At 73.9% G+C, this 11,752-nt stretch carries 11 protein-coding genes; 9 read left to right on the top strand and 2 right to left on the bottom strand.

Annotation, left to right across the window (positions count from 1 at the left end):
- Window positions 1–23: 23 nt before the first annotated feature.
- From ABUL08_RS16195 to ABUL08_RS16160, 8 genes are all read left to right on the top strand, one after another.
- Window positions 24–1,355 carry an MATE family efflux transporter gene (locus ABUL08_RS16195; protein WP_350930750.1) on the top strand — a complete coding sequence of 444 codons (1,332 nt, stop codon included), beginning with the start codon at window positions 24–26 and terminating at the stop codon, window positions 1,353–1,355.
- Between the two features lie 60 nt (window positions 1,356–1,415).
- Window positions 1,416–2,300, top strand: a complete 885-nt coding sequence (gene truB, locus ABUL08_RS16190; protein WP_350930749.1) for a tRNA pseudouridine(55) synthase TruB — start codon at window positions 1,416–1,418, stop codon at window positions 2,298–2,300.
- A gap of 46 nt (window positions 2,301–2,346) precedes the next feature.
- Window positions 2,347–3,276 (top strand): bifunctional riboflavin kinase/FAD synthetase, encoded by a 930-nt coding sequence (locus ABUL08_RS16185; RefSeq protein WP_350930748.1) that lies wholly within the window; start codon window positions 2,347–2,349, stop codon window positions 3,274–3,276.
- 183 nt (window positions 3,277–3,459) lie between these two features.
- On the top strand, window positions 3,460–3,729 hold the full coding sequence (gene rpsO / locus ABUL08_RS16180; protein WP_067302624.1) for a 30S ribosomal protein S15: 270 nt from the start codon (window positions 3,460–3,462) through the stop codon (window positions 3,727–3,729).
- Between the two features lie 225 nt (window positions 3,730–3,954).
- Entirely contained in the window at window positions 3,955–6,333 is a 2,379-nt protein-coding gene (locus ABUL08_RS16175) for a polyribonucleotide nucleotidyltransferase (protein ID WP_350930747.1), read from the top strand.
- Window positions 6,334–6,505: 172 nt separating this feature from the next.
- Complete coding sequence (locus ABUL08_RS16170) at window positions 6,506–7,882, top strand: M16 family metallopeptidase (RefSeq protein ID WP_377521749.1); 1,377 nt, start codon at window positions 6,506–6,508, stop codon at window positions 7,880–7,882.
- Window positions 7,883–7,940: 58 nt separating this feature from the next.
- Window positions 7,941–8,714, top strand: coding sequence for a 4-hydroxy-tetrahydrodipicolinate reductase (dapB, locus tag ABUL08_RS16165; protein WP_350930746.1), 774 nt, complete (start codon window positions 7,941–7,943; stop codon window positions 8,712–8,714).
- Window positions 8,715–8,794: 80 nt separating this feature from the next.
- A complete protein-coding gene (locus ABUL08_RS16160) occupies window positions 8,795–9,268 on the top strand; it encodes a GNAT family N-acetyltransferase (protein WP_350930745.1) in 474 nt (157 codons plus the stop codon).
- 75 nt (window positions 9,269–9,343) lie between these two features.
- Here ABUL08_RS16160 and ABUL08_RS16155 read toward each other — a convergent pair whose 3' ends face one another.
- On the bottom strand, window positions 9,344–9,925 hold the full coding sequence (locus ABUL08_RS16155; protein WP_350930744.1) for a GNAT family N-acetyltransferase: 582 nt from the start codon (window positions 9,923–9,925) through the stop codon (window positions 9,344–9,346).
- A 35-nt stretch (window positions 9,926–9,960) separates the two neighbouring features.
- Here ABUL08_RS16155 and ABUL08_RS16150 point away from each other — a divergent pair, with 35 nt between their 5' ends.
- Window positions 9,961–11,298: a glycosyltransferase 87 family protein gene (locus ABUL08_RS16150; protein ID WP_350930743.1), complete on the top strand. Its 1,338-nt coding sequence runs from the start codon at window positions 9,961–9,963 to the stop codon at window positions 11,296–11,298.
- Here the strand turns inward: ABUL08_RS16150 and ABUL08_RS16145 are convergent.
- Window positions 11,197–11,748 (bottom strand): GNAT family N-acetyltransferase, encoded by a 552-nt coding sequence (locus ABUL08_RS16145; RefSeq protein ID WP_350930742.1) that lies wholly within the window; start codon window positions 11,746–11,748, stop codon window positions 11,197–11,199. The genes ABUL08_RS16150 and ABUL08_RS16145 overlap by 102 nt on opposite strands.
- Between the last annotated feature and the right edge of the window lie 4 nt (window positions 11,749–11,752).

Here is an 11,752-nt window from a genome sequence, read left to right as displayed (position 1 = left end):
GCCCCGTGCCAGGATCGGCGGCGATGAGTCAGACCGCCGTCAGTGCCGCCCCGTCCGCCGTCGCGTCGCCCCGGCGGATCGCCGGGCTCGCCCTGCCGGCGCTCGTGGTGCTCGCCGCCGAGCCGCTCTACGTCCTGGTCGACACCGCCGTCGTCGGGCACCTGGGCCGGGTCCCGCTGGCCGCGCTGGCCGTCGGCGGCACGGTGATGACGCTGACCGCCTGGCTCGGCACCGTCGTCGCGTACGGCACCACGGGGCGGTCGGCGCGCCGGTTCGGGTCGGGCGACCGGGCCGCCGCGGTGGCCGAGGGCGTCCAGGCGTCCTGGCTCGCCCTGGCGGTCGGCGTGCTGGTGGCGGTCGGCATGCAGCTCGGCGGCGGGGCGTTGGCGCGTACCCTCGTCGGCGCGGGTGGCGACGTGGCCGACGCCGCCGCGCAGTGGCTGCGGATCGCGGCGCTCGGCGCCCCCGGCCTGCTGCTCGCCGCCGCCGGCAACGGCTGGCTGCGCGGCATCCAGGACACCCGGCGCCCGCTGCTCTTCGTGCTCGCCCCCAACCTCCTCTCCGCGCTGCTCTGCCCGCTGCTCGTCTATCCCGCCGGGCTCGGCCTGGTCGGCTCGGCGGTGGCGAACGCGGTCGCGCAGACCCTCTCCGGCGGCCTCTTCGCGGCGGCGCTGGTGCGCGAGCGGATCTCCCTGCGGCCCCGGCCCCGGCTGATCCGCCAGCAGCTCGTGCTCAGCCGGGACCTGCTGATCCGGGGGGTCGCCTTCCAGGCGAGCTTCCTCTCCGCGACCGCCGTCGCCGCCCGCTTCGGCGCCGCCGCCGTGGGCGCCCACCAGATCGCCCTCCAACTCTGGTTCTTCACCGCCCTGGTGCTGGACGCCCTGGCCATCGCCGCCCAGTCGCTGATCGGCGCGGCGCTCGGCGCCGGCGACGCCGTCGGCGCCCGCGCGCTCGCCCGCCGGATCGCGCTGGTCGGCGGGGTCTGCGGAGTGGCGTTCGCGGTGCTGATCGCCGCCGGGGCCGGCGTCGTCCCCGGCTGGTTCAGCGCCGACCCCCAGGTACGCGAGCAGGCGATGGTGGCCTGGCCGTGGTTCGTGGCGTTGCAGCCGATCGGCGGGGTGGTCTTCGCCCTCGACGGGGTGCTGATCGGTGCCGGTGACGTCCGCTACCTGCGCAACCTGACGATCGTGGCGGCGCTCGGCGGCTTCCTCCCGGCGATCTGGCTCGCCTACGGGCTCGACCTCGGGCTGGGCGGGATCTGGGCCGGGCTGCTGCTCTTCGTGGTGCTGCGGCTGGTCGCCCTGCTGCTGCGGCTGCGCTCCGGCGGCTGGGCGGTGGTCGGCGCGGTCCGCTGACGTCCCGACCGGCGGGGCCTCTGGCGTGGCGGAGGCCGGTCTCTGGCAGGCTTGGCGGTCGTGAGCACAGACGGTCTGATCGTGGTCGACAAGCCCGCCGGCATGACGTCGCACGACGTGGTGGCGCGGATCCGGCGGTTGGCGCGTACCCGGCGGGTGGGGCACGGGGGCACCCTCGACCCGATGGCCACCGGCGTGCTGGTGATCGGGGTGGGCCGGGCGACCCGGCTGCTCACCTACGTGATCGGCGCCGGCAAGAGCTACACCGCGACGATCCGGCTCGGGCAGGCCACCGTCACCGACGACGCCGAGGGCGACGTGATCGCCACCACTCCGGCCGGCGCGGTGACCGACGAGGCGGTACGCGCCGCGCTCGCCGCGCTGACCGGCGAGATCGACCAGGTGCCCAGCGCGGTCAGCGCGATCAAGGTCAACGGGGAGCGGGCGTACAAGCGGGTCCGGGACGGGGAGAGCGTCGAGCTGCCCGCCCGCCGGGTCACCGTCTCCCGCCTCGCCGTCCTCGCGATCCGCCGGGACAGCCCCGACGTGGTGGACGTGGACGTCGACGTGACCTGCTCGTCCGGGACGTACATCCGGGCGATCGCCCGCGACGCGGGCCTCGCGCTCGGCGTCGGCGGCCACCTGACCGCGCTGCGCCGCACCGCCGTCGGCGGGTTCGCCCTGGCCGAGGCGGCCACCCTCGACGAGCTGGAACAGCGCGCGCCCGAGGTGGTCAACCTGCCGCTGGAGGCCGCCGCCGACCGGTTCTTCCCGCGCCGCGACGCCACGCCCGACGAGGCGAAGGTGCTCTCCCACGGCGGGCCGCTGGACCCGGCCGGCATCGCCGGACCGTACGCCGTGTTCGGTCCCGACGGGACCCTGATCGCTATCGTCAGCGAGCGGGACGGTCGGGCCCGCGCGGAGATCGTGCTCGCCCCGGCCTGACGGCGGGGACCCGGACGGACCGGCGGGACAGCAGGGGAGGAGCGGCATGCAGCGGTGGCGGGGGTACGAGGCGGCGCCCGGTGGCTGGGGGCGTTCGGTCGTCACCATCGGCGTCTTCGACGGCGTGCACAAGGGGCACCAGGCGACCATCGGCCACACGGTGGCGCGCGCCCGGGAGCTGGGCGTCCGGTCGGTGGTGGTGACCTTCGACCCGCACCCGGCCGAGGTGGTCCGCCCCGGCTCGCACCCCGCGGTGCTCACCGAGCCGGCCCGCAAGGCGGAGCTGATCGAGGCACTCGGCGTGGACGTGCTCTGTGTGGTGCCGTTCACCCCGGAGTTCTCCCGGCTGACCGCCGAGGAGTTCGTGCACGACATCCTGGTCGCCCACCTGCACGCCGCGCTGGTGGTGGTGGGCGACAACTTCCGCTTCGGGCACCGGGCGGCCGGCGACGTGGCGCTGCTGGAGCGGCTGGGACGCACCTTCGGCTTCGGGGTGGAGGACGCGCCCCTGGTCGCCGAGGCCGGCACGGTCTTCTCCTCCACCTACATCCGGTCCTGCGTCGACGCCGGTGACGTGACGGCGGCGGCGGCCGCGCTGGGCCGCCCGCACCGGGTCGAGGGCGTGGTGGTCCGCGGCGACCAGCGCGGGCGGGAGCTGGGTTTCCCCACCGCCAACCTGCTCACCCACCGGTACGCGGCGGTCCCCGCCGACGGCGTCTATGCCGCCCGGCTGGTGCGCCGGGGGCACCCGGAGCCGCTCGCCGCGGCCGTCTCGATCGGCACCAACCCGACCTTCTCCGGCCGGGAGCGGCGGGTCGAGGCGTACGCGCTGGACTTCACCGGCGACCTGTACGGCGAGCGGCTGGCCCTGGACTTCGTCACGCACCTGCGCGGACAGATCCGGTACGACTCGATCGAGCCGCTGGTCGCCCAGATCGCCGAGGACGTCGAGCGGACCCGGCGGGCGGTCGGCTGAGCCGTGTCGTCGCCCTTCACCGGGCGCTTCCGGCGCGGGCTGGTAGGCTGGCGGGGACGTCGGCTGACCGACGTGGGGCCTCGCGTGCCTGCACGACGCCGCGGGTGCGAGGTTCGTCCGTCTCCGGTCCCAACGGGCCCCGACGACGGACATCAGTGATCAACCCATCGAAACAGGGAGAACATGGCGCTCGACCAGGAAGCCAAGGCCAAGATCCGCTCGGAGTACGCGACCGCCGAGGGCGACACCGGTTCGCCGGAGGTCCAGGTCGCGGTCCTCACCAAGCGGATCGCCGAGCTCACCGAGCACCTGAAGGTGCACAAGCACGACCACCACAGCCGCCGTGGGCTGCTGCTGCTGGTCGGCCGTCGCCGCCGGCTGCTCAACTACGTCCAGAAGAAGGACATCAACCGCTACCGGTCGCTCATCGAGCGGCTCGGCCTGCGCCGATGACGTGACGGGGGAGTGGCCGCACCGGCCGCTCCCCCGCTTGCGGTAACACCAGAAGAACCGGGCCGCGCGACCACCTGAGAGGGAGCCGGTCAGCGTACCGGTCTCCGGTAGTGGCCTCCGGGCACGCCGGCTTTCCGCCGGCCACCCGGGCGCTTCGATCGAAGACCGGCCGTCTGAGCAGCTCCCGTGTCGTGGGCCCCCCGACGCGAAGGAGCACCACCGCACATGACCGAGACCAACCTCGGCACCGAATCCCGTACCGCCGTGATCGACAACGGGTCCTTCGGCACCCGTGAGATCACCTTCTCCACCGGCCGGCTGGCCCGCCAGGCTGCCGGCTCCGTCGTCGCCCAGCTCGGCGAGACGGTCGTCCTCTCCGCCACCACCGCCGGCAAGCAGCCGAAGGAGCAGTTCGACTTCTTCCCGCTGACCGTCGACGTCGAGGAGCGGATGTACGCCGCGGGCCGGATCCCCGGCTCGTTCTTCCGCCGCGAGGGCCGGCCCAGCGAGGACGCCATCCTCACCTGCCGGCTGATCGACCGGCCGCTGCGCCCGTCCTTCGTCAAGGGCCTGCGCAACGAGGTCCAGGTCGTCGAGACCGTCCTCGCGCTCGACCCGCAGCACCCGTACGACGTCGTGGCGATCAACGCCGCCTCGATGTCGACCAAGCTCTCCGGTCTGCCGTTCTCCGGCCCGATCGGGGCGACCCGGGTCGCGCACGTCGACGGCCAGTGGGTGGCCTTCCCGACCCTGGAGGAGCTGGCCCGGGCCACCTTCGACATGGTCGTGGCCGGCCGCACCCTGCCGGACGGCGACGTCGCGATCATGATGGTCGAGGCCGAGGCGACCCCGAACGCGGTGACCCTGATCGCGGCCGGCGCGACCGCGCCGACCGAGGAGATCGTGGCCAGCGGCCTGGAGGCCGCCAAGCCGGCGATCCGCGAGCTGTGCCGCGCGCAGAGCGAGCTGGCCGAGGTGGCCGCCAAGCCGGTCACCGAGTTCCCGGTCTTCCTGGACTACCAGGACGACGCCTACCAGGCGGTCGCCGACCTGGCCCGCGCCGAGGTCGCCGAGGCGCTCCAGATCGCCGGCAAGGCCGACCGCGAGGAGGCCCTGGACCGGGTCAAGGCCAAGGTCGCCGAGGAGCTGGGCGGTCGCTTCGAGGGTCGCGAGAAGGAGCTCTCCGCCGCCTTCCGCTCGCTGACCAAGTCCGAGGTGCGCAACCGCGTGCTGCGCGAGCAGGTCCGCATCGACGGCCGCGGCCCGCGCGACATCCGGCCGCTGACCGCCGAGGTCGGCGTGCTGCCGCGGGTGCACGGCTCGGCGCTGTTCGAGCGGGGCGAGACCCAGATCCTGGGCGTCACCACGCTGAACATGCTCCGGATGGAGCAGATGGTGGACACGCTGTCCCCCGAGAACCGCAAGCGCTACATGCACAACTACAACTTCCCGCCGTACTCGACCGGTGAGACCGGCCGGGTCGGTTCGCCGAAGCGGCGCGAGATCGGCCACGGCGCGCTCGCCGAGCGGGCGCTGATCCCGGTGCTGCCGTCGCGCGAGGAGTTCCCGTACGCCATCCGGCAGGTCTCCGAGGCGCTCGGCTCCAACGGCTCCACCTCGATGGGTTCGGTCTGCGCCTCGACGCTGGGCCTGCTGTCCGCCGGTGTGCCGCTGAAGGCGCCGGTCGCCGGCATCGCCATGGGCCTCATCTCCGACGAGGTCGACGGCAAGACCCAGTACGTGACGCTGACCGACATCCTCGGTGCCGAGGACGCGTTCGGTGACATGGACTTCAAGGTCGCCGGCACGCCGGAGTTCGTCACCGCGCTCCAGCTCGACACCAAGCTCAACGGCATCCCGTCGGACGTGCTCGCCGCCGCGCTCCAGCAGGCGAACGAGGCCCGGCAGACGATCCTCGGCGTGATGCAGGCGGCGATCGAGGCTCCGGCCGAGATGTCGGAGTACGCGCCGCGGGTCACCACCGTCAAGATCCCGGTGGACAAGATCGGCATGGTGATCGGCCCGAAGGGCCAGACCATCAACGCCATCCAGGACGAGACCGGCGCCGAGATCTCCATCGAGGACGACGGCACGATCTACGTCGGCGCCACCAACGGCCCGTCCGCCCAGGCGGCGGTGGACCGGATCAACGGCATCGCCAACCCGACCCTGCCGAAGGTGGGGGAGCGGTTCCTGGGCACGGTGGTCAAGACCGCCGCGTTCGGTGCGTTCATCTCGCTCCTGCCGGGCCGTGACGGCCTGCTGCACATCTCCAAGGTGGGCGACGGCAAGCGGGTCGAGAAGGTCGAGGACTTCCTCAACGTCGGCGACAAGGTCGAGGTGGAGATCGCGGACATCGACGCCCGCGGCAAGATCTACCTGGACAAGATCCGGCCGGAGGGCGCCGAGGCGCCGGCCGCCGGTGAGGCCGAGGGTGGCGAGCGTCCGGCCGGCCGGGGCGGCGACCGGGGCCCGCGTGACCGGGGCGACCGGGACCGCGAGCGCGGCAGCCGGGGCCCGGAGCGCGGCGAGCGCGGCCAGGGCGGCGGCGAGGGTGGCGGCGAGGGCGGCGAGCGCCCGCGTCGGCGGACCCGCCACAGCTGAGCAGTGACGGCCGGGCGGGGGACGACGTCCCCCGCCCGGCCCTTCCGACGGCTCCGGCTCGCGCCCCGCGTGACCTGGAGCCGTCGTCGTGACACCCCACCCCTCGTCGAAGTGAGAGCAGGTTTCCGTGCGCCGGAGCGAGCGTTCGTCCGTCCCTGCGGGTCGACGGGGGGTGGCGCCGTCCGGGAGCGTCCGGCACGCCGCCGCGTCGGAGCCGGCCCGGGGCGGTGCCCCGGCCCGGGCGGTCACCCGCACCCTGAGCGACGATCCGCTGGGCGGCACCGTACGCCGTACCGTGCTGCCGAGCGGCCTGCGCGTGCTCACCGAGGCGATCCCGGCGATGCGCAGCGTCTCGTTCGGTATCTGGGTGGCGGTCGGTTCCCGCGACGAGACCGGCCCGCAGGCGGGTGCCGCGCACTTCCTGGAGCACCTGCTCTTCAAGGGCACCAAGAAGCGCAGCGCGCTGGACATCTCCGCGGAGATCGAGGCGGTGGGCGGTGAGACCAACGCCTTCACCACCAAGGAATACACCTGCTACTACGCCCGGGTGCTGGACGAGGACCTGCCGCTGGCCATCGACGTGATGTGCGACGCGGTCGCCGACTCGGTGCTGGAGCCGGCCGACGTGGAGACCGAGCGCGGCGTCATCCTCGAAGAGATCGCCATGCACGACGACGAGCCCGGCGACGAGGTGCACGACCTCTTCGCCCGCGCCGTCTACGGCGACCACCCCCTCGGCCGGCTGATCTCCGGCACCGAGGAGACGGTCACCCCGATGAGCCGTCGCCAGATCCAGAGCTTCTACCGGCGGCGCTACACCCCGCCGCAGATCGTCATCGCGGCGGCCGGCAACCTCGACCACACCGCCGTGGTCAAGCTGGTCCGGCAGGCGCTGCGCGGCACCCCGCTGGACACCGACCCGGCCGCGCCGGCTCCGCACCGCGCGGCCACCCCGGCGGTACGCACGAAGCCGGCCGCGACCGTGGTCGAGCCGAAGGAGACCGAGCAGGCGCACGTCATCCTCGGCTGCCCCGGCATCGACCGCACCGACGAGCGGCGCTTCGCCCTCGGGGTGCTCAACAACGTGCTCGGCGGCGGCATGTCGAGCCGGCTGTTCCAGGAGATCCGGGAGCGGCGCGGCCTGGCCTACTCGGTCTACTCCTACGCCAGCCAGTACGCCGACAGCGGCCTCTTCGCCGTGTACGCGGGCTGCGCCCCCGGCAAGGTGGACGAGGTGCTGGAGCTGACCCGCGCCGAGCTGGCCCGGGTGGCCGCCGAGGGGATCACCGAGGCGGAGCTGGCCCGGGGCAAGGGGATGAGCAAGGGCTCGTTCGTGCTGGGCCTGGAGGACACCGGTTCCCGGATGAGCCGGCTGGCCAAGGGTGAGCTGCTCTACGGCGACCTGATGCCGGTCGACGAGCTGCTCCGCCGGGTCGACGCGGTCACCCTGGACGACGTGAACACGCTCGCCGCCGAGCTGCTCAGCCGGCCGATGTCCCTCGCCGTGGTCGGTCCCTTCGACTCCGGCGCCTTCTCCGTCTCCCGCTGAGCGGACGCTGCTTCGGTCCCCGGGAGAGCGGCGTCCCGATTGGGATAGGTTGTGCCCCGTGACTGACGAGCAGGAGAAGAGCACTGTCGAACCGATCCGGGTCGGCGTGCTGGGGGCCCGGGGGCGGATGGGCGCGGAGGTGTGCCGGGCCGTCGACGCCGCCGCCGACATGGACCTGGTGGCGATGGTCGACCAGGGCGACTGGCTGTTCAACGCCGCCGACGCCGGTGCCGAGGTGGTGGTCGACTTCACCACGCCCGACGTCGTCATGGACAACCTCCAGTGGTGCATCGACCAGGGCATCAGCGCCGTGGTGGGCACCACCGGCTTCACCGAGCAGCGGCTGGACCAGGTCCGTGGCTGGCTGGAGCGCAAGCCCGGCGTCGGTGTGGTGATCGCCCCCAACTTCGGCATCGGCGCGGTGCTGATGATGCAGTTCGCCGCCCGCGCGGCCCGCCACTTCGAGTCGGTCGAGATCATCGAGCAGCACCACCCGCGCAAGCTCGACGCCCCGAGCGGCACCGCCACCCACACCGCCCGGCTGGTCGCCGCGGCCCGGGCGGAGGCCGGTCTCGGTCCCACCCCGGACGCCACGAAGGACGAGGTGGCCGGCGCGCGGGGTGCCGAGATCGACGGGGTACGCGTGCACGCCGTCCGGGCCACCGGGCTGGTCGCGCACCAGGAGGTGCTCTTCGGCACCCTGGGGGAGACGCTGACCATCCGGCACGACTCGTACGACCGGGTCTCGTTCATGCCCGGCGTGCTGCTCGCGGTCCGCGCGGTGCGCACCCGGCCGGGCCTGACCCTCGGCCTGGACGCCCTGCTCGACTGACCGGTCGGCCCGCCCGGCCGACGGGCCGGCCGGGCGGAAACCGGTCGTCGCCGGCCGGGCCCTCGCCTAGGCTGCCGCCCATGATCGATTCAGGGCTGCGTGACCGGGCAGGGCGGCACGTGACGCTGCGCCCGGTGGACGACGACAACTGGCGGGCGGTGGCCGACGTGGCGCCCCGCGACGACCAGCGGGACTGGGTGGCTGCGCTGGCGGCCCGCTACCTGCTGCTCAGCATGCGTTCCGAGGTCTGGACGTCGGTGGCCGTGTACGCGGACGACACGGTCGTCGGGCACGTCATGTGGGGGGTGGACGACGACGGTTCGCGCTGGCTGGGCGGCATGGTGGTCGACGCGTCCGAGCAGGGCCGGGGGGTCGGTCGCGCCGCCGTGCGTACCCTCACCGACTGGCTGGCCGCGCAGGACGGCCACCAGCCGATCCGTCTCTCCTACCACCCCGACAACGTCTCCGCCGCCACCCTCTACGGCTCCCTGGGCTTCACCCCCACCGGCGCCACGGCGGACGACGAACTGGTCGCCGAACTCACCCTCTCCTGACGCCGCCGCCTCGCCGACCCCGCGCGGCGGAGCCGATCTCCGTTGCCGACGCGAACTCCCTGATCGACGATGGGGTCAGGGGGTGCCGGTCTCCTCCGCGGGGACGGCGACGTGCAGGCGGAGCTGGGGGACCAGGAGGTCGTCCACGTCCAGCGCCCGGGCCGCGCCGTCCGGCTCCCAGCCGGTGCTGGTGAGGAACTTCCGGGTCGCCTCGTCGCCGTCGAACACCCAGGCCACCGCCCGGCCGAGGCCGTCGGAGCGCCACTGGTCCACCGCGGCGGAGAGCAGCCGGCTGCCGTGGCCCCGCCGGCCCCAGCGCGGCTCGACCAGCAGGTCGGTCACCGCCACCACGCCGTCGGCGAGCGCGTCGGTCGGCTCCCCCGGGGCGAGCGCCTCGGCGTCGGCCGGGCCGGATGCGACGAACCCCACCAGATACGATTGCTCGGCCTGTTCGACGGCGACCAGCACCCGGTGTGCGGCCGAGGGCGGCTCCTGCACCGCCGCGCTCCACCGCCGGGCGAGGAACGCCTCGTCCAGGTTGTCCAGCACGTGCCGGGGCAGGATCCGGCGATAGGCGACCCGCCAGGTCGCGAGCTGGATTCGTGCGATCTCGCCGGCGTCCTCGGGACGCGCCGGCCGGACGTACCCCAGGGCCATGGCACAGGAGCCTACGCAGGGCGAGGGAGACGACGGTGGCGCAGGGTGCCAGGCGGACGTTCGGGCAGGTCGTCATCGTGCTGGTGCTCGCCGCCGCGACGGCCGCCTTCCTCTCGGTCGCGGCCGTACGGCACGGCTTCTTCGACCTGAAGGTCTACTACGGCGCGTTGACCTGGTGGACGCACGACGGCGGGGAGATCTACGACTTCCTCAAGCCCGGCACCCAGTACGGCTTCACCTATCCGCCGTTCGCCGCCCTGGTGATGCTGCCGATGGCGTACCTGCCGTGGGCGGCGGCGATCACGGTGAGCGTGGCCGCGACCGTGGTGGTCAGCGTCGTGCTGCTGCGGTGGCTGGTCGACCCCGTCGCCCGCCGGGTCGGCTGGACCCGCTGGTTCGCCCTGGCCGTGGCGCTCTGCCTGGCCGCCGCCTTCGAGCCGATGCGGGAGACGGTCAACTTCGGCCAGGTCAACATGCTGCTGCTCTTCCTGGTGGCGGTGGACCTGCTGCGGCTGCTGCCGGCCGGCAACCGGTGGGCCGGGGTGGGCATCGGGCTGGCCACGGCGATCAAGCTGACCCCCGGCGTCTTCATCGTCTATCTGCTGGTCACCCGTCGCTTCCGGGCCGCGTTCACGGCGATGGGCGCCGCCGCCGGGGCCAGCCTGCTCGCCGCCGCGCTCTTCCCGGACGCGTCCCGGGAGTTCTGGACCGCGGCACTGTGGAACACCGACCGGGTCGGTGAGCTGGCCTTCGTCTCCAACCAGTCGCTGCGCGGGGTGGTCGCCCGGCTGCACCCGGAGCACCCGAGCACGCTGGCCTGGCTGGTACTGGTGCTGCTCACCCTCGCCGTCTGGGCGTGGCGGTCCCGGGCCGCGGTGGCGGTCGGCGACGAGGCCACCGGGCTGGCGCTGACCGGCGCGATGATGTGCCTGGTCAGCCCGGTCACCTGGGTGCACCACCTGGTCTGGCTGATCCCCGGCCTGATCCTGCTGGTGGACAACGGCATGGCGGCGCCCGCCGGCAGCCGGCGGCGGCGCGTCCTGCTCGGTGCCGCGATCGTCGGGTACGCCTTCCTGATCAGCCGGATCGTCTGGGCCTGGGAGAAGGACTTCACCGGCGTGGACGGCTTCCTGGGCAGCAACACGTACGTCTGGATCAGCCTGGCGCTCCTGCTCGGCCTGCCGATCCGTCGCTGGGCCACGCCGGAGGCGGCCGGGCCGGGTCGGGCACCGGAGCCGACCGGGGCGGCCGGGCAGCCGGGTCCGGCCGGGTCAGCCGTCGAGGCGGGCGGTGTAGCGCAGCTCGACGAGTCCGAGCGGGTCCCGCCCGCCGTGCAGCGGCACCCGGTAGACGGACTCCACGCCGTCGGTTGACAGGCCGGCCCGCTCGTAGAAGTGGCGGGCCCGCACGTTGTCGGCCAGCACCCAGAGCCGGTACTCGGTCCAGCCCCGCCCGGCCAGCCCCGCCCGCGCCGCCGCCAGCAGCGCCCGGCCGTGGCCGGTGCCCCAGCGGGCCGGCTCGACGTACATGGTGACGATCTCGCCGTAGCTGAGGTCGAGGTCGGCGCGGTCCTGGTCGTTGCGGTACGGCCCGAAGGTGGCGAAGCCGGTGATCACGCCGTCCACCTCGGTGACCAGGGTGGTGAACGGGTGCTCCGGGTCGGCGGTGCCGACGTCCCGGCGGCGCTGCGCCCAGGCCGCCGGGTTGAGCCGGGCCAGCACCTCGTCGGGGATGATCCCGGCGTAGCCGCTCTGCCAGCTGCGGATGTGCACCCGGGCGATCGCCTCGGCGTCGTCCGGCTCCCCCCGGCGGATGGTCAGCATCTGT

This window comes from Micromonospora sp. CCTCC AA 2012012 (assembly GCF_040499845.1).
GTDB lineage: Bacteria > Actinomycetota > Actinomycetes > Mycobacteriales > Micromonosporaceae > Micromonospora > Micromonospora mangrovi.
Note: the sequence above shows the minus strand (reverse complement) of the source record. Positions and strands in the feature narration are given on the sequence as shown.

Excerpts from the sequence above, each read along its gene's own strand:
- ABUL08_RS16195 (WP_350930750.1), top strand. The coding sequence starts at position 24 with ATGAGTCAGACCGCCGTCAGTGCCGCCCCGTCCGCCGTCGCGTCGCCC.
- ABUL08_RS16185 (WP_350930748.1), top strand. The coding sequence starts at position 2,347 with ATGCAGCGGTGGCGGGGGTACGAGGCGGCGCCCGGTGGCTGGGGGCGT.
- rpsO (WP_067302624.1), top strand. The coding sequence starts at position 3,460 with ATGGCGCTCGACCAGGAAGCCAAGGCCAAGATCCGCTCGGAGTACGCG.
- ABUL08_RS16175 (WP_350930747.1), top strand. The coding sequence starts at position 3,955 with ATGACCGAGACCAACCTCGGCACCGAATCCCGTACCGCCGTGATCGAC.
- ABUL08_RS16160 (WP_350930745.1), top strand. The coding sequence starts at position 8,795 with ATGATCGATTCAGGGCTGCGTGACCGGGCAGGGCGGCACGTGACGCTG.
- ABUL08_RS16155 (WP_350930744.1), bottom strand. The coding sequence starts at position 9,925 with ATGGCCCTGGGGTACGTCCGGCCGGCGCGTCCCGAGGACGCCGGCGAG.
- ABUL08_RS16145 (WP_350930742.1), bottom strand. The coding sequence starts at position 11,748 with ATGCTGACCATCCGCCGGGGGGAGCCGGACGACGCCGAGGCGATCGCC.